Here is a 16,500-nt window from a genome sequence, read left to right on the forward strand (position 1 = left end):
ATTCAAATCCAAAATGCAATACGATTGTGCTTCTTATTGAAAAGCCAAACAGCGCCAATCCATCCGACCACAAGCATCAGCAGATTTACTTGAATCACAAACATAGGTGGAGCCACTCCCATCAAGGGATCCCGGATGATCTCGATGAAATATGAGAGCGGGTTAGCCCAAATGATGTTCTGGCTGAATGGCAAATAGGCAGGCCTGTAGAAAACAGGACTGACAAACATCAGCAAGGGAATCACGGTTGAAACGATATGCTCAAAGTCCCTGAAGCGGGCACCCAGGATGCTGACCACCATGCAGATCCAGCAAAGGTTCAATGCCACCAACAACAGGCCGGGGATAAACAGCAAAGTATTGGCATTCACCGGAACACCCAATGCCAGCGCCAACAAAATGAACACCGGAATATTATGGGCAAAGTTGATCAGATGCCTGCACAGCAGCTGCATCGGATGAATCCCCAAAGGCAGGTTCATGTTGCGAATGATGGATGCCTGGCGCCCATACAAGCTGCATGACTCAGTGATCACCCCCGAGACAAGCTGCCAGATGATCAAACCCGCCGTCAAGGTCGGCACAAAGGTCTTCGCATCGACTTTCAGCAACTCACTCCACAACAAACCCAATCCAACAGAGCCAATTGCCGTACCGAGAGTGATCCACAGCGGACCAAGAACGCTGCGTTTATACCGCGCCTTCATATCGCTCAACGCCATATAGCTAACGATAGACCAGCTTTCGAAGGATTTTTTCAGATCCTCCATTGCGGGAGACTTAATTACACTCATCGAAAACCTCCGCATCTTTGAAGTAAGATGCTTTCAAATCTTTTTGCGACAATATTGGCGTCAACGCTGCGGGCCAATCAATGGCCAACGTCGGGTCATCCCATCGTATGGCTCGCTCATGCTCAGGCGCGTAATACTCTGTTGTCTTGTAGAGAAAATCCGCAGATTCACTAAGAACGATGAAACCATGCGCAAAACCGGGTGGAACCCACAGTTGTCTTTGATTTTTCTCGCTCAGCTCAACCCCCACCCAGCCACCGAATGTAGGTGAGTTCTTCCTCAGGTCCACCGCCACGTCATAAACCGACCCTTGCACAACGCGCGTCAGCTTCCCTTGCGGCTTCTGGATCTGGTAATGCAATCCACGCAAAACCCCTTTGGCACTTCTGCTGTGATTATCCTGAACGAATGAATATTCTTTCCCCAAGGCTTCAGAAAATACTTTCTGATTGAAGCTCTCCAAGAAAAAACCTCGTTCATCTCCAAAAACCTTGGGCTCTATCAGCAAGATTTCCGGGATCTCCAGGGGCGTCACCTTCATACGCTCACCTTCTCTTTCAGCAGACGCAGCAGGTATTGTCCGTAGCCATTCTTCGCCATCGCCTGCCCCAGCTTTTCCAGTTGCGCGGCATCGATCCATCCCTGGCGAAACGCCAGCTCTTCGGGACAGGCGACTTTCAAGCCTTGGCGGTTTTCCAGCGTGGCAATGAACTGGCCCGCTTCCAGCAGGCTTTCATGGGTGCCGGTATCGAGCCAGGCATAACCACGGCCCATTATTTCCACCTGCAACTGGCCTTTCTCAAGATACAGGCGGTTGAGGTCGGTGATTTCCAGCTCGCCGCGCAGCGAAGGCTTCAGGCCCTTGGCCATCTCCACCACTTGCGCGTCGTAGAAATACAGGCCGGTCACGGCGTAATTGCTTTTGGCCACGGCCGGCTTTTCTTCCAGCGACAGCACCTTGCCGGAGCCGTCGAATTCGGCCACGCCGTAACGCTCGGGATCGTGCACATGGTAGGCAAAGACACTCGCGCCTTCTTCGCGTTTCTGGGCGCGTCCCAGCAAGGTCTGGAAATCGTGGCCGTAGAAAATGTTGTCCCCCAGCACCAGCGCGCTCGGTGCGCCGTCGAGGAACTTCTCGCCAATGATGAAGGCCTGGGCCAGTCCGTCAGGGCTGGGCTGCACGGCATACTCGAGACGCAGGCCCCATTGGCTGCCGTCGCCCAGCAGTTGCTCGAAGCGCGGCGTATCCTGGGGCGTGCTGATAATCAGGATTTCACGGATTCCCGCGAGCATCAGCGTGCTCAGCGGGTAATAGATCATGGGCTTGTCGTACACCGGCAGCAATTGCTTGCTGATGGCCAGCGTGGCCGGGTGCAGTCGGGTGCCGGAGCCGCCGGCGAGGATGATGCCTTTGCGTTGAGTCATGGTCTTTAGAGAATTTCTTGCAGCATGCGGGTCACCCCTTGCTGCCAATCAGGAAGCCGCAAGCCGAAGCGGGCTTGCAGCAGTGAAGTGTCCAGGCGCGAATTCAAGGGCCGCGCGGCCGGCGTGGGAAAGGCACTGGTAGGCACGGCGGCGATTTCGGTGGCCTGGATGGGCAATTCGGGGCGCAGACGGCGCGCGGTGTCGATCACGAACTGGGCGTAGGCATGCCAGCAGGTCTCGCCCGATGCCACCAGGTGGTACAGGCCCAGGTCTTGCGGCGCATGCTGCACATGGCGGATGGCATGGGCCGTGACATCGGCAATCAGGTCGGCGCCCGTGGGCGCACCCCACTGATCGGCAATCACCGTGAGCCGGTCGCGCTCCTGCGCCAGGCGCAGCATGGTCTTGGCGAAATTGCCGCCGCGTGCGGCATAGACCCAGCTGGTGCGAAAAATCAAATGTCGGCAACCGCTCTCGGCGATCGCGCGTTCGCCTTCGAGCTTGGTGCGGCCGTAGACCGACAGCGGCGCCGTGGCAGCGCTCTCGGCGCGGGCCGTGCTGCCACTGCCATCGAACACGTAATCGGTGCTGTAGTGCACCAGCAAGGCATCCAAGGCGGCGGCTTCGCGCGCCAGTACCCCCGGCGTCGTTGCGTTGAGCCGTTGCGCCAGATCGGGTTCGGCTTCGGCCTTGTCCACGGCAGTGTGCGCCGCCGCATTGACGATGACATCCGGGCGCAGGGCGCGCACCGTGTGCGCCACCGCCTCAGGGTCGGCGAAATCGGCGCCATGGGGCGTGCTCTGACGTCCCAGGGCAGTGACGTCACCGAGCACAGCCAGGCTGCGCTGCAGTTCCCAGCCGACCTGACCCGTGGGGCCCAGAAGAAGAATCTTCATGCGTTGGCGTATTGGGTTTGCACCCAGTCGCGATAGGCACCGCTTTGCACCTGGGCCACCCATTGCGGATTTTCCAGGTACCACTGCACCGTCTTGCGGATGCCCGACTCAAAGGTTTCTGCCGGCTTCCAGCCCAGCTCGCGCTCGAGCTTGCGCGCGTCGATGGCGTAGCGCCGGTCATGGCCGGGCCGGTCCTTGACGTAGCTGATCTGTTCGCGGTACGACTGGCCGTCGGCACGCGGGCGCAGTTCGTCCAGCAGGCTGCAGACATGGTGCACGATATCGACGTTGGGCTTTTCATTCCAGCCGCCGACGTTATAGGTCTCGCCCAATCGGCCGGCCTCGAGCACGCGGCGGATGGCGCTGCAGTGGTCCTTGACGTACAGCCAGTCACGCACCTGCATGCCGTCGCCATATATGGGCAAGGGCTTGCCGGCCAGGGCGTTGACTATCATCAGCGGGATCAGCTTTTCCGGGAAATGCAATGGCCCGTAGTTGTTGCTGCAGTTGGTGGTCAACACCGGCAGGCCGTAAGTATGGTGCCAGGCGCGCACCAGATGGTCGCTCGCGGCCTTGCTCGCGGAATACGGGCTGTTGGGCTGATAAAGATGTTCTTCGGTGAAGGCCGGCGCCTGCGCATCCAGCGAACCATAGACTTCGTCCGTCGACACATGCAGAAAACGGAAGTCCTGCTTGGGCGTCGCATCCAAGCCATTCCAGTAGGCGCGCACTGCCTCCAGCAGGCGAAAGCTGCCGACGATATTGGTCTGGATGAAATCTTCCGGACCGTGAATGGACCGGTCCACATGGCTTTCCGCCGCGAAGTTGACCACGGCACGCGGCCGGTGTTTTTGCAGCAACTCGGTCAGCAATGCGCTGTCGCCGATATCGCCTTGCACGAACACATGACGGGCATCGCCTTGCAGGCTGGCCAGGTTGTGCAAATTGCCCGCGTAAGTCAGTTTATCGAGATTAACAACCGGCTCGTCATGCACTGAAAGCCAATCGAGTACGAAATTGGCACCGATAAAGCCAGCGCCGCCTGTGACCAGAATCATGGGTGGAATATGTAGATGCCTTTCGGCGAAGCCTGCAATTATCTCACCCGAATTCTGCCCATGCGAACGAGGGTAGTCACCGACAGTAAGCATCTGCCGCGTGATGGACCCACGCAAAACCCAGCAAGACACGGCGTGGCTTCCAGCCAACAAAGACAGCCCGCCCCCATGAAACCCATATGCGCGGGGCCCAGCATCACCGACAAATTTTCACAATTGAGCGGCCCGCGAATCCCGAGCTGTCGCTCAGTCCTGCCAGCGCTGCCCGGCAATCACCAGCAAGCCGTCAAAAATCAGGTTGTCGACGAGTTCGAACGGACGCGACATGCTCGGCGCCATTTTCCAGCCCGCGCCGCCCGCCATGATGCAGGCCGGCGCTTCGCCGCAGCGCGTGGCCAGATGCTGGTAGATGCGTTCGACGGCTCCGGCGATGGCATAGGTGCCGCCGCTGGTCAGTGCGTCGCTGGTATTGGTGGGGAACAGCGTGACTTCGCCCGTGGGCACGTGCAGGCCGGCGGTGCCGGTTTCCAGCGCGCGCAGCATGATGCCGTGGCCGGGAAGGATCAGGCCGCCGAGAAAATGGCCTTCGGTGTCCAGGGCATCCACGGTGACGGCCGTGCCGACCATGACCACCACCAACGGCCGCGCCGCGCCCTGGGAAAGCACTTGATGGCGCGCGCCAATCATCGCCACCCAGCGGTCAGCACCCAAACGCGTGGGATGGTCGTAACCATTGAAGACACCGGCTTCGGCCGCCGATGGAACCACCCACTGGGGCACGACGTCCCAATGCGCCATCTGCTCGATCTGCTGCTGCACACGGCGCATGACGGCATCGCCCGCGACCACACAGCCCAGCATGCGGTCGGGCGCGGGCAGTCCCGCCCAACCGGTTTCCGCCAGTTGGTCGATGTGCTCCAGGAATTCGGCGCCATGCGCCAGCAAAGTGGCGCCAGGATGCGCTGCGTCGTACAGCGCCCATTTGAGGCGGGTGTTGCCGACGTCGATGGCCAGAAAAGTCATGCGGCGGATTATGCGGAGTTTTTCCCTTGTTGGGCGTCTCAATCCGCCCGTAGGCGACACTTTGATGCCGCAACGGGGAAGCTCCACGGGCACTTATCCGACGCCACAGGTTTGCAATTGACGTTAAAGTGAACGCTCTTTGCTTTTCACAGGAGTCATCCCATGGGTCTTTTCAGTTTCATCAAGGAAGCCGGCGAGAAGTTGTTTGGAGGCAAGGATGCCCAGGCCGCACCGGCGGGTGGCGCGACGCAGGACGACTTGAACGCCAAGGCCGCCAGCGCTATCGAAAACTACATCGCCACGCAGAACCTGGGCGCCAGCGGCGTCAAGGTGACGTTTGACGGATCCCAGGGCAAGGTCACGGTGACGGGCGATGCCCCGACCCAGGCGGCCAAGGAAAAAATCACCCTGTGCTGCGGCAACGTGGCCAGCGTGACGTCGGTGGACAACCAGATGAACGTCACCAATCCTGAACCCGAAGCCCAGTACCACGACGTGGTGCGCGGCGACACGCTGTCGGCGATTGCCAAGAAGTACTACGCCGACGCCAACAAGTACCCGGCGATCTTCGAAGCCAACAAGCCCATGCTGAGCAGTCCTGACAAGATTTACCCCGGCCAGAAGCTGCGCATCCCTGCGCTGTAATCGGCGATAGACACCACAACGGGCCTCAGGGCCCGTTTTTCATGGTGCGCGCCGCTCACTGCCGCCAGGGCAGGCCCGCCAGGCGCCAGCCGCCGAGACGGCCGCGCTGGCCGTTCTCGTCGGCATCGCCTTCAAAGCCTTCGAGGATGTTGTAGGCCTCGAGGCCCAGGGCCGTGGCGCGCTGCGCCGCCGCCACCGAGCGCACGCCGCTGCGGCACAGCAGCACCACTTTCATGCCTTCGGGCACGGCGGCGCGCAGTTGCGCATCGAAGTCGGCATTCGCCGCCATGCCAGGCCATTGCTTCCAGGCCACGGCCACGGCGCCGGGCACACGTCCGACCCAGTCGCGCTCGGCGTCGGTGCGCACGTCGACCAGCACGGCCTGGCCTTGCTGCACCCATTGCCAGGCCAGCGCTGCGGGCAGATCGCCAGCGTAGCCATTGGCGGCGCGCACGCCAGCCGCTGGTGTCGAAGAATCGGGAACAGGAGAATCGGTCATGGCACGGACAGGCGAGCTGAAAACCACAGTCTCGCAGAACTGCGGCCCGGCATCCAGCGACTCCCCTGTTGATATGTCCGAAAAAACGGGACTACGACAACCCCCCTCCACCGCAGGTTGAGAGGGGTAAGCCGGGGCGGCCCAAGCCCCGAAGCCAGCGTGGGGGTATTTTTCTCAGCGCATGCATTGCGCGCAGCCTTTGAAACTGGCGCACCCCAACAAGGGGGCAGCGAGGAAGGGCCGCCCCGCACCGAGGCTGCCGTCCCCCTCCACCGCAGGATGAGAGGGGGAAGCGGCGATAGCCGCTCAGGGGGTGAACTCCGTCTCACTCCACTGCGGCGCCGGCTGGTCGCGCAGCTGCTGGCGCAGCGCCCGGTAATCGGGCAGCACGCCGGCCACCGTGGCCCAGAAACGCGGGCTGTGGTCCATGTGGTGCAGGTGGGACAGTTCATGCACCACGACGTAATCGATGACTTCGGGCGCATAGTGCATCAACCGCCAGTTCAGCCGGATGGAGCCATCGCTGCGGGCGCTGCCCCAGCGCGTGCGCGCGCTGGACAGGCGCAGGCTGCGCCACTGCACGCCCAACAAGGGAGCGAAGTGGTCCAGCCGCTCGGCGAAGTGGCTGCGTGCGGCCCGCAACCACCAGGCATGGACCGCGGCGCGGATCTGGTCTGCCGACGCGCCCACGGGTAGCGGCAACTGCAGCACGCACCCCGTTTCACACGGCAGCAGGGCCGCTGGTGGGCGCTGCCCCGGGGCCAATGGCTGCAGGTGCAAGGACCGGCCCAGATAAGGCAGTTGCGCTTGCGCGTCCCAGGCGATGCGTGCGCTCAGCGACTGCTGGCTGCGCTGTTGCTGCTCGGCCAGCTTGCGCACGATCCAGTCGGCCTTGTCCCGCAGCACGCGCTCGACGGCGCCGTGGCCCACGCCCAGCGGCGCGCGCACCCGCAGCCCCTGGGCGCAGACCGTCATGCCTATGCTGCGCCGACGACTGCGTTCGAGCAGGTAGCCGACGGCGATGCCGGCCAGCTGCAGCTGGTGGCTCGCTTGGGGATGGTGAAAAGCGACAGGCGACGGGGCGGGAGGTTCGGCAGCGGGCACCGCGACCGGTGCGGGTGCCGCCGACGGCGCAACAAAGTCGAGTGCGGTTTGCAGCGGCTGCGGCGATGCAGGTGGCTGCGATCGGCGCTGGCGCTTGACCAGTTGGCCGTCGACCAGAGGCACCTGAGGCGGGGCCAGCCAGTCCCAGGCACGTTGCAACAAACCGGCCATGGCCCAGGCTTCAGCGGCGGTAGGCTTCTGGATCGAGGCGCTGCATTTCGGCCTCGATCCAGGCTTCGACTTCGGCCATCAGCTCATCGTGCTTGCGGCCTGTGGTGTCGATTTGCGGGCCTACGCTGACGTCCACCACGCCCGGGTGCTTGATGAAAGCCTTGCGCGGCCAGCACTTGGCCGAAGTCACGGCCACCGGCACCACCGGCACGCCCGCCATGATGGCCAGGCGCGTCGCACCCGACTTGTACTCGCCCTTTTCACCCCGCGGTATGCGTGTGCCTTCGGGGAACATGATCACCCAGGTGCCCTGGGCCAGCAGGCGCTTGCCCTGCTCGACCACCTTGTGGAAAGCGCGCGAGCCCGCGGCCCGGTCGATGTGGATCATGTCCAGACTGCCGATCGACCAGCCGAAGAACGGCACCTGCAACAGCTCTTTCTTGAACACATAGGCCAATGGGCGCGGCATGATGGCCGGCATCAGAAAGGTTTCGTAGGTCGACTGGTGCTTGACCAGCAGCACCACGCCTTGCAGCGGATCGGTGGGCAGATGCTCCATGCCCTGCACCCGGTAACGCACGCCCATGAACCAGCCGGCGCTGTCCACGCTCAGCTTGAGCCAGGCGCGCGCAATGCGATAACGCGTGCGCGACGATGCCCCGAACAGACGCACCAGCAAGATGGCCAGCGTATAGGGAATGCAGGTCACAGCCATCCAGAGCATGTGAATCACGGAGCGGATCAGTGGCATGGCGAAAATCAGTTCAAAGAAGTTAAAAGGCAAGCCGCGCCCAGCGCCTGGGGCGGGGACTCGCGGCGCTCAATGCGCGGTGCCCTGTGACAGGGGCTGCGGCAGCGGTTCGGCAGGAACCAGTTGATCCACCAGGTCCGAGAGACTGGCGTGCACCGCCACCCCGGAGGGGAAGTCCGGCGGCAGCGGCTGGCCAGGCAGCAACCCGGTCGCCGCGCCCGTACACACCAGATGCAGATGGGCACCCCACTGGGCCCCGGCCTGCAGATGGACCGCGCAGCTGCCTATCACCCAGGTCTCATCGGGCTCCGCACCATAGCGCTCGCCAATCTGGACCAGCAGGCCAGGCGCGGGCTTGCGACAGGCACAGCCCTCCTCGGGCCTGTGCGGGCAGTAAAACACGGCTTCGATGCGCGCACCGGCGGCCGCCAGCTCGCGGTGCATCTTGGCGTGCACGGCATTGAGCTCGGTCGTGTCCAGCTGCCCCCCGCCCAGCCCAGGCTGGTTGGTCGCCACCACCACATGCCAGCCCGCGCGGTTCAGCCGCGCCACGGCTTCCAGCGCCCCCGGCTGGGCCACCCAGGCTTCGGGCGTGGTGATGAAGGCCTCATCGGCCAGGTTCAGCGTGCCGTCACGGTCCAGAATTGCCAGCTTCATGGTGTGCTTTCCACAGAGTTGATCGGCAGGACAGACCGCGGCCGGCGCTCAGGCCGCCAGGCGCGACAGGTCGGCCACGCGGTTCATGGCTTCGTGCAGCGTGGCCAGCAGGCCCAGGCGGTTGGCCTTGAGCGCTGGATCTTCGGCGTTGACCATCACCTGGTCAAAGAACGCATCGACCGGCACGCGCAGCACGGCCAGGGTTTGCAGGCTGGCCGTGTAGTCGCCTTCGGCAAACTGGGCGTCGGCACGCGGCACGGCCGTTTGCAGCGCCTGGTACAGGTCTTTCTCGGCCGTTTCCTGCAGCACGCCTGCATCGACCTTGGCTTGCACCGCGGCTTCGGCCTTTTTCAGGATGTTGCCCACCCGCTTGTTGGCCGCGGCCAGGGCCGGAGCTTCGGGCAGCGCGGCGAAGGCGCGCACGGCATCCAGGCGCTTTTGCACGTCGGACAGGCGCTGCGGGCGCAGGGCCAGCACGGCATCGACCTGCTGAGCGCTGAAGCCCTGCTCGCGCAGATTGCCCGCCAGGCGGTCATAGATGAAATCGGCCAGCGCGGGCGTGGCGTCGCTGATCTTGTCGCCGAACGCGGGAATGGCGCTCACCAACAGGGTCTCGAGGTCCAGAGCCAGGTCTTTCTCGACCAGCATGCGGACCACACCCAGCGCGTGGCGGCGCAGTGCGAACGGATCGCGGTCACCCGTGGGCAGGTTGCCGATGCCGAACATGCCGACCAGCGTCTCGAGCTTGTCGGCCAGGGCCACGACCACGCCGACGTCATTGCGCGGCAGTTCGTCGCCCGCGAAGCGTGGCTTGTAGTGGTCTTCGATGGCGTCGGCGACGTTCTGATCCAGGCCGTCGTTGAGCGCGTAGTAGCGGCCCATCGTGCCCTGGAGTTCAGGGAACTCGCCGACCATGTCGGTCACCAGATCGGTCTTGGCCAGCTGCGCGGCCAGATCGGCCTGACGCGCCAGGGCGCTGTCGCCGAGCTGCTGCCCAATCGACTTGGCAATGGCGCGCACGCGGTCGACGCGCTCGCCCTGGGTGCCCAGCTTGTTGTGATAGACCACCTTGCCCAGGCCCTCGACGCGCGAAGCCAGCGTCTTCTTGCGGTCCTGGTCGAAGAAGAACTTGGCATCGGCCAGGCGCGGACGCACCACGCGCTCGTTGCCACCCACCACGGCGCTGGCATCGGCCGGGTTGATGTTGCTCACCACCAGGAACTGGTGGGTCAGCTTGCCGTCGGCAGCCAGCAGCGGGAAGTACTTCTGGTTGGCCTTCATGGTCAGAATCAGGCATTCCTGCGGCACGCCGAGGAATTCCTTCTCGAACTCGCAGATCAGCACGTGCGGGCGCTCGACCAGGGCCGTGACTTCGTCCAGCAGGGCCGCGTCATCGATGGGGCGCACGCCGCCGCCGACTTTCTCGGCCGCAGCCTGCAACTGGCGCGCGATTTCGGCGCGGCGCTCGGTAAAGCTCGCGATCACCGCGCCCTGCTCGGTCATTTGCCGCGCATAGCTGTCGGCGTTTTCGATGACCACCGGGTCCACGCTGGCCTCGAAACGGTGGCCGTGGGTGGCCGAGCCGGCTGTCAGGCCCAGGGCCTTGACGCCCACCAGCACCTGCGTGCCGTGCAGCGCGACCAGGCCGTGTGCCGGGCGCACGAAGTTCACGCTGGTCCAGCCGTCCTGCAGCTGGTAGCGCATCACTTTGGGAATGGGCAACTTGGCAATGGCTTCGTCCAGGGCCTTTTGCAGGCCGTCGGTCAGCAGGGCGCCACGCGCCGTGCTTTCGAAGTACAGCACGTCGGCCTTGCCGTCGTGCACGCGCTGCAAGCCGGCCACGGCCGATGCATCGGCGCCCAGGGCGGCGAGCTTCTTCAGCAGCGCAGGCGTGGCCTGGCCGTCGGCCGTCAGGCCCACGCTGGCCGGCATGAGCTTTTGCGAAACGGCCTTGTCGGCTGCAGACGGCGCGACATCGGTGATGTGGGCGGCCAGGCGACGTGGCGAGGCATAGGCCGTCAGGCGCGATTCGGAGCTGGTCAGGCCCTGGGCAGCAAGCTGCTCAAACAACACGCCGGCGAAAGCATCGCCGAGTTTTTGCAGGACCTTGGGGGGCAGTTCTTCAACGAACAGTTCAACAAGAAGATTCGAGTGGTTCATGGTGTTATCTCTGTCGCAGCGGCTCAGGCGGCCTTCTTGGCGGCGGATTGCTCGGCCTTGGCCAGGTCGGCCAGCACTTCCTCGGCCCAGGCCTTGGGCGCCATGGGGAAGCCCAGGCGCGCACGGCTGTCCAGGTAGGCCTTGGCCACGGCGCGCGCCAGGTTGCGGATGCGGCCGATATAGGCGGCGCGCTCGGTCACCGAAATCGCACCACGCGCATCCAGCAGATTGAAGCTGTGCGCGGCCTTGAGCACCTGCTCATAGGCCGGCAGCGACAAGGACTCGCCAATCAAATGCTGGGCCTGCTTTTCATAGGCCGTGAAGGCCGTGAACAGGAAGTCGGCATCCGCGTGCTCGAAGTTATAGGTCGACTGCTCGACCTCGTTCTGGTGGTAGACGTCGCCATAGGTCAGCGTGTCGGTCCACTGCAGGTTGTAGACGTTGTCCACGCCTTGCAGGTACATCGCCAGGCGCTCGAGGCCATAGGTGATTTCGCCCGTCGCAGGCTTGCAGTCAATGCCGCCCACTTGCTGGAAATAGGTGAACTGGGTCACTTCCATGCCGTTGAGCCAGACTTCCCAGCCCAGGCCCCAGGCGCCCAGCGTCGGGTTTTCCCAGTCGTCTTCGACAAAGCGGATGTCGTTCTTCTTCAGATCGAAGCCCAGGGCTTCGAGCGAGCCCAGGTAGAGCTCGAGGATGTTGTCGGGCGCTGGCTTGAGCACGACCTGGAACTGATAGTAGTGCTGCAGACGGTTGGGGTTCTCGCCGTAGCGGCCGTCCTTGGGGCGGCGGCTGGGCTGGACGTAGGCCGCCTTCCAGGGCTCAGGACCCAGGGCGCGCAAGAAGGTCGCGGTGTGCGAAGTGCCCGCGCCCACTTCCATGTCATAGGGCTGCAACAGGGCACAGCCCTGGGCGTCCCAGTACGACTGCAATTTCAGGATGATTTGTTGGAATGTCAGCATGACTTTTCTGGAGCTTGCGGCAGGCCGGTCCTGCGCGGATAGGGGTGCGCGCGCGGTGCGCGTAAACCGTGATTTTATGCTGGCGTCCGCGTTTGCCGCCCGGGCCACCGCCCAAGGGCCTGCGGCGGCAGGGTCGCCCTGCAACAGGTCGCAGGTTTTCCACTCTGCAAAGGCCCGCCATGGGTCTGCTGAACAGCATCACCAAGCCATTGATCGAAGTCATCGAATGGACCAATGATGCGCGCCACACCCTGTCCTATCGCTGGCCCGACGAGGACAAGGAAATCAAGGGCGGCGCCCAGCGCATCGTGCGCGCATCGCAGCAGGTGCAGGGGCCGGTTCGCCGACCTGTTCCAGCCCGTCAAACACATGCTGAGCACGCAGAACAAACCCCTTGTGTCGACACGCAAGACGGGAAGTACGACGTCCAGTCGCCGCTCAAGAAACCGCGCGAACCTAGGCTCCATCGACAACCTCAACGACGCTGTGTCGTGTACCTGTCACAGGGTGTTTCAGCACCCGGACGGTTCTTTGCATTTGGATAAACTGGACGACAAACCGTTACCCCGTGTATTTCGACCAGCAGATGCTGGGTCGACAGACCGGGGTGCTGTCGATGTTCACCTTGGACGGGCGTACGCGTCTCCAGTTGACTCTCGGCAGCGTGATGGAGGAACGCTTGCAAGCTCAGAAGCGGCCGGAGGTGGTGCTTTCGCGCCAGACCAATGGCACGTTGATGTTGTCTTTTTCGCTGGTGGTCCAGGCTGTGCCTGTGGCAACCACGGTTTCCAGCGAGGTGTTGGCGCTGCCAGAACCTGACGGGCGCCCGAATATGCAACGGTTGCGAGGCCTTATGAAGTCCAACCAGGTTCCTTCCGAGTTACGCACAGCGGTCGCCGGTTTGCGCCCCTATTTCGTGCGTTCCGCATGGTTCAGTCTGTTTGCCAGCCTGTTGGTGCTCGCGCCTTCCGGCTACATGCTGGAGGTCTATGGGCGGGTGGTCAACAGCCGTAGCCATGCGACGCTGTTCTGGCTCACGGTGCTGGTGCTGGGTGCATTCCTGCTGATGGAAGTGCTCGAATGGTCACGCAGCGAAATCATGCGCAGCGCGGCCGAGGCGCTTGACAAGAAAATGCACATGCGCGTCTTCAACGCGATGTTCGAGGCCAATGTGCGCCAGGTTCCGGGTGGCCAGATGCAGACGCTGGCGGATTTCAAGCGGGTCTGCGAGTTCCTGTATTCCCCGGCCTTGCTGGCCATCATGGAAGCGCCGATCGCGCTGGTGATGATGGTGCTGCTGTTCCTGATCAGTCCGGTGCTCGGCTGGACAGCGGTGGTGTTCGGCCTGTTGCAGGTGGGAATCACCTGGATGAATGAGCAGCGCACGAAGCCGCCGCTGATGGCGGCCAATCGCGAATCAATGGAAGCGCAGCGCTATGCGGACGATACGCTGAACAATGCGGAAGTGCTCGAAGCGATGGGGATGCTGAAGAACACCCGTCGCCGCTGGATAGCCAAGCAGCGCCAGTTTCTGCAACTGCATGCCGTGGCGTCGGACAGTGCCGGAGGCTTTCAGGCCCTGAGCAAGCTGGTGCAGAACATATTGAGCTCCCTGTTGCTGGGGCTGGCCTGCTGGCTGCTGCTGCAGGACCAGTTGCATCTCGGCGGTGGAATGATGGTGGTCAGCTCCATTCTCGGCGGACGCATGCTCGCGCCCCTGGTACAGGTGGTGGGACAGTGGCGGTCGGTGGTGAATGTCCGCGACTCCTGGAATCGCCTCAATGCGCTTCTGGCCGCGGTGCCCGCCGACTCCCGCGCGATGACGCTGCCCGCCCCCCAGGCCCGCGTACAGGTCGAGCAGTTGACGGCGGGCGCTCCGGGCAGCGCCGCCACCATCCTGCGCGGCATCGCGTTTGCATTGCAGCCGGGCGATGTGCTGGCGGTGGTCGGCCCTTCGGCGTCGGGCAAGACGACGCTGGCCAGGCTGCTGGTGGGCCTGTGGCCCGCCACCATGGGCAAGGTGCGCCTCGATGGCGCCGATGTGCAGACCTGGAACAAGCGCGAGCTGGGCCCCCATGTGGGCTATCTGCCGCAGGACGTGGCCTTGTTCGACGGAACAATGGCCGAGAACATCGCGCGTTTCGGCAAGATGGATATGGCCAAGGTCGAGGCCGCGGCCCGCGCCGTCGGTCTGCACGCGCTGATCTGCTCGCTCCCACAAGGCTACGACACCCTGGTCGGGCCCGGCGGCATACGCCTTTCCGGCGGCCAGCACCAGCGCGTGGGCCTGGCCCGGGCCTTTTACGGCGAGCCGGTGTATGTCGTTCTGGACGAGCCCAACTCGAGCCTGGATGAAGAAGGCGATGCCGCTTTGTCCCAGGCCATCCGGCAGGCCAGCGCGCGCGGCGCGACCGTGATCGTGATCACCCACCGCGCCAGTGTGCTGAGCGTGGCCACCAAGATGCTGCTATTGCGCGATGGCCTGCAACAGGCGTTCGGCCCGCGCGATGAAGTGCTGGCGGCGCTGACAAAAGCCGCACGCCAGGCAACCCAGATGCCCGTGCCCATGGGGCCGGTAGCAGCATGAGAGTGGTCGGCGAAACCAATAATGCGAGTCCCACCATGAAGACTTCCAGTTTTTTCGGGCGCAGCGAGTTGACGCGGGTGCTATGGTCATTTCGCCGGGAGTTCTACATGGTGGGCGTGTTCAGCATGGTGGCCAATGTGCTGCTGCTGGTGCCGACGCTGTACATGCTGCAGGTCTTTGACCGCGTGCTGGTCAGTCGCAGCGAGCTGACCTTGCTCGTGATCTCGCTGATCACCTTGTTCCTGTTTCTGGTGGGCGCATTTTCCGAGTGGATGCGATCGCGCGTGCTGGTGCGTGCCGGCATGCGACTGGACGAAGTACTCAGCACCCGGGTTTTCAATGCCAGCTTCGAACTGAACCTCAAACAGCTCGGCTCGGGAACGGCCAAGGCTTTCGCAGACCTGATGCAGGTGCGCCAGTTCCTGACCGGCAATGGAATATTTGCACTGTTCGACGCACCTTGGTCCTTGGTCTACCTCACGGTGGTGTTCTTCCTGCACCCGGTGCTCGGATATCTGGCGCTGTTCTTTGTCGCTGTGCAGATCGCTCTGGTGTGGTTCGGCCACCGCAGGACGCTGGCACCGACCGAGCGCGCGCAGGCCGCCATGTCCGAGGAATCCCGCAGCCTGCAGGGCAAGCTGCAGCAATTGGAGACGCTGGAGCCCATGGGCATGGTGCACAACCTGGGCCGCACGTGGCAGACCCGGCACCGCGATGTGATGCAGTTGCAGGGCAGTTCTCAGGCCTTGACCCACAAGCTGATGGCGTGGAGCAAATTTCTGCGTTATTCGCAGCAGTCGCTGGCGCTCGGCTGCGGCGCCCTGCTCGTGATCGATGGCCAGCTTTCCGCCGGTGCGATGATCGCGGCCAATCTCCTGATGACGCGTACGCTGACCCCCATCGACATGCTGGTGGGTAGCTGGCGCGGTTTTGTGACATCACGCGCTGCGTTCAAACGCCTGGAGTCCTTGCTCGAAGCGCATCCCGAGCGCGATGAGGCCTTGACGCATACGCCACCGACTGGCGCGCTGGCACTGCGCAATCTGGTTGCCACCGCGCCAGAACGTGCGCAACCGATTCTGAAGAACTTGAACCTGGAGGTTGCACAAGGCTCCGTCTTGGTGGTGCTCGGCCCGTCCGGCTCGGGCAAATCCACGCTGGCGCGCTGCATGATCGGCATCTGGCCCTACATGACCGGCGAAGTGCTGCTCGATGAGCGCCCCATCGCAGCCTGGAGCCGCGACGAGCTGGGCCCCCATCTGGGATATCTGCCCCAGGATATCGAGCTGTTCGCAGGCTCGATCGCCGAGAACATCGCGCGCTTTGGCGAAGTGGATTCGACCCAGGTCATCGAAGCCGCGCGCAGCGCCGGCTTGCACGACATGATTCTGCGCTTTCCCAAGGGCTATGACACTGCCATCGGCGAGGCCGGCAGCATGCTCTCGGGCGGGCAACGCCAGCGCATTGGTCTGGCGCGCGCCCTTTACGGCAAGCCCAAGCTGGTGGTTCTCGACGAGCCCAATGCCAACCTGGACGATGTGGGCGAGATCGCCCTGGTGCAGGCGGTACAGATTCTCAAGCGCCAGGGCAGCACCGTGGTGCTGGTGACGCACCGCCCTGGAATCCTGGCCGCGGCCGACCGCGTGGTGATTCTGAACAACGGCGTGCTGCAGACCGATGGCACGCGTGATGCGGTAGTGGCGACATTGCGCGAGGCGCAGCAGGTGCCGCTGCCCGCGACGTGATCATGGCGCTCAGTGGTGCACAA

16 protein-coding genes are annotated in these 16,500 nt (G+C 63.3%); 4 read left to right on the top strand and 12 right to left on the bottom strand.

Features of this window, described 5'->3' with window-relative positions; translation table 11 throughout:
• Nucleotides 1–2: 2 nt before the first annotated feature.
• From N0K08_RS06995 to N0K08_RS07020, 6 genes are all read right to left on the bottom strand, one after another.
• Complete coding sequence (locus N0K08_RS06995) at nucleotides 3–794, bottom strand: ABC transporter permease (protein ID WP_261499382.1); 792 nt, start codon at nucleotides 792–794, stop codon at nucleotides 3–5.
• Nucleotides 781–1,335 (bottom strand): dTDP-4-dehydrorhamnose 3,5-epimerase, encoded by a 555-nt coding sequence (gene rfbC, locus N0K08_RS07000; protein ID WP_261499383.1) that lies wholly within the window; start codon nucleotides 1,333–1,335, stop codon nucleotides 781–783. Before rfbC ends, N0K08_RS06995 begins: the two co-directional genes overlap by 14 nt.
• The gene (rfbA, locus tag N0K08_RS07005) at nucleotides 1,332–2,219 is read right to left on the bottom strand and encodes a glucose-1-phosphate thymidylyltransferase RfbA (protein ID WP_261499384.1); all 888 of its coding nucleotides are present in this window, start codon (nucleotides 2,217–2,219) and stop codon (nucleotides 1,332–1,334) included. Before rfbA ends, rfbC begins: the two co-directional genes overlap by 4 nt.
• Nucleotides 2,220–2,224: 5 nt before the next feature.
• On the bottom strand, nucleotides 2,225–3,115 hold the full coding sequence (gene rfbD, locus N0K08_RS07010; RefSeq protein ID WP_261499385.1) for a dTDP-4-dehydrorhamnose reductase: 891 nt from the start codon (nucleotides 3,113–3,115) through the stop codon (nucleotides 2,225–2,227).
• Nucleotides 3,112–4,173 carry a dTDP-glucose 4,6-dehydratase gene (gene rfbB / locus N0K08_RS07015; RefSeq protein WP_261499386.1) on the bottom strand — a complete coding sequence of 354 codons (1,062 nt, stop codon included), beginning with the start codon at nucleotides 4,171–4,173 and terminating at the stop codon, nucleotides 3,112–3,114. The genes rfbD and rfbB overlap by 4 nt, the downstream gene beginning before the upstream one ends.
• Before the next feature lie 246 nt (nucleotides 4,174–4,419).
• Nucleotides 4,420–5,196, bottom strand: a complete 777-nt coding sequence (locus N0K08_RS07020) for a type III pantothenate kinase (protein ID WP_261499387.1) — start codon at nucleotides 5,194–5,196, stop codon at nucleotides 4,420–4,422.
• Nucleotides 5,197–5,358: 162 nt separating this feature from the next.
• On the opposite strand from N0K08_RS07020, the gene lysM reads away from it, so the two are divergent.
• Complete coding sequence (gene lysM, locus N0K08_RS07025) at nucleotides 5,359–5,841, top strand: peptidoglycan-binding protein LysM (protein ID WP_261499388.1); 483 nt, start codon at nucleotides 5,359–5,361, stop codon at nucleotides 5,839–5,841.
• 55 nt (nucleotides 5,842–5,896) lie between these two features.
• Here lysM and N0K08_RS07030 read toward each other — a convergent pair whose 3' ends face one another.
• From N0K08_RS07030 to glyQ, 6 genes are all read right to left on the bottom strand, one after another.
• The gene (locus N0K08_RS07030; RefSeq protein WP_261499389.1) at nucleotides 5,897–6,340 is read right to left on the bottom strand and encodes a rhodanese-like domain-containing protein; all 444 of its coding nucleotides are present in this window, start codon (nucleotides 6,338–6,340) and stop codon (nucleotides 5,897–5,899) included.
• Nucleotides 6,341–6,646: 306 nt separating this feature from the next.
• A complete protein-coding gene (locus N0K08_RS07035) occupies nucleotides 6,647–7,615 on the bottom strand; it encodes a M48 family metallopeptidase (RefSeq protein WP_261499390.1) in 969 nt (322 codons plus the stop codon).
• 10 nt (nucleotides 7,616–7,625) lie between these two features.
• Nucleotides 7,626–8,366: a lysophospholipid acyltransferase family protein gene (locus tag N0K08_RS07040; RefSeq protein ID WP_261499391.1), complete on the bottom strand. Its 741-nt coding sequence runs from the start codon at nucleotides 8,364–8,366 to the stop codon at nucleotides 7,626–7,628.
• A 69-nt stretch (nucleotides 8,367–8,435) separates the two neighbouring features.
• Nucleotides 8,436–9,023, bottom strand: a complete 588-nt coding sequence (locus tag N0K08_RS07045) for a D-glycero-alpha-D-manno-heptose-1,7-bisphosphate 7-phosphatase (protein ID WP_261499393.1) — start codon at nucleotides 9,021–9,023, stop codon at nucleotides 8,436–8,438.
• A gap of 48 nt (nucleotides 9,024–9,071) precedes the next feature.
• The gene (gene glyS / locus N0K08_RS07050; RefSeq protein WP_261499395.1) at nucleotides 9,072–11,183 is read right to left on the bottom strand and encodes a glycine--tRNA ligase subunit beta; all 2,112 of its coding nucleotides are present in this window, start codon (nucleotides 11,181–11,183) and stop codon (nucleotides 9,072–9,074) included.
• 23 nt (nucleotides 11,184–11,206) lie between these two features.
• The gene (glyQ, locus tag N0K08_RS07055) at nucleotides 11,207–12,145 is read right to left on the bottom strand and encodes a glycine--tRNA ligase subunit alpha (protein ID WP_261499396.1); all 939 of its coding nucleotides are present in this window, start codon (nucleotides 12,143–12,145) and stop codon (nucleotides 11,207–11,209) included.
• A 179-nt stretch (nucleotides 12,146–12,324) separates the two neighbouring features.
• On the opposite strand from glyQ, the gene N0K08_RS07060 reads away from it, so the two are divergent.
• The 3 genes from N0K08_RS07060 to N0K08_RS07070 all read left to right on the top strand — a co-directional run bounded on the left by N0K08_RS07060 (nucleotide 12,325) and on the right by N0K08_RS07070 (nucleotide 16,477).
• Nucleotides 12,325–12,690: a hypothetical protein gene (locus tag N0K08_RS07060; protein WP_261499398.1), complete on the top strand. Its 366-nt coding sequence runs from the start codon at nucleotides 12,325–12,327 to the stop codon at nucleotides 12,688–12,690.
• 308 nt (nucleotides 12,691–12,998) lie between these two features.
• Nucleotides 12,999–14,732 carry a type I secretion system permease/ATPase gene (locus tag N0K08_RS07065; protein WP_261499400.1) on the top strand — a complete coding sequence of 578 codons (1,734 nt, stop codon included), beginning with the start codon at nucleotides 12,999–13,001 and terminating at the stop codon, nucleotides 14,730–14,732.
• Between the two features lie 35 nt (nucleotides 14,733–14,767).
• The gene (locus N0K08_RS07070; RefSeq protein ID WP_261499401.1) at nucleotides 14,768–16,477 is read left to right on the top strand and encodes a type I secretion system permease/ATPase; all 1,710 of its coding nucleotides are present in this window, start codon (nucleotides 14,768–14,770) and stop codon (nucleotides 16,475–16,477) included.
• Nucleotides 16,478–16,500 lie beyond the last annotated feature (23 nt).

It is taken from the genome of Acidovorax bellezanensis (assembly GCF_025421555.1).
In the GTDB taxonomy this organism is placed as follows: domain Bacteria; phylum Pseudomonadota; class Gammaproteobacteria; order Burkholderiales; family Burkholderiaceae_C; genus Comamonas; species Comamonas bellezanensis.